Annotated in this window: 1 protein-coding gene; it reads right to left on the bottom strand. The window is 44.7% G+C overall.

Features of this window, described 5'->3' with window-relative positions:
* Positions 1-604: EAL domain-containing protein (locus A3729_RS09390; protein ID WP_156497841.1), on the bottom strand; the 604-nt coding region annotated here is incomplete at both ends.

Raw genomic sequence — 604 nt, 5'->3', positions numbered from 1 at the left:
CTGCTGTTTCAACAAACTCTGCAATCGTTTCTATGCCTATAGCACTTGCGACGTCGGCAATTGATTTGATCATTGCGGTATTTACGGCATCATCGCATAAGTTTTTAACAAATACGCCATCGATTTTTAGGTAGTCAATATTAAGGTCCTTTAGATAGGCATAGGATGAAAAGCCTGTGCCAAAATCGTCGAGTGCAAAGCGACAGCCGAGCGCCCTGAATTTATCGATGAAATTCTGGGTATTATCTAGATGCGTGATCGCCATGCTTTCGGTGATCTCAAAGCAGACTTTATGGGGCGGCACCTTATTCTCTTCAAAGAGATTAACCAGAAAAGCTGAGAATTCTTTTTGACCAATGCTCTGTGGACTGAGGTTAATACTGGCACAGCCGAGCTTTTCCAAGTGCTCGGGGTGTTTACCTAACCAAGCGAAGTAATTCTTGATGACCCAGCGATCTATATTAGGCATGAGGTTATAGCGTTCTGCCGCGGGCAAGAACTGGCCTGGAGAACAAAGGTTGCCGTTGCTATTGATCAGGCGAAGCAGGATTTCGTAATGAAAGTTTTGCTCTTGACCTTGGTTGGGCGCAATGTGTTGAAAGAC

The sequence above is a fragment of the Oleiphilus sp. HI0043 genome (assembly GCF_001634935.1).
Note: the sequence above shows the minus strand (reverse complement) of the source record. Positions and strands in the feature narration are given on the sequence as shown.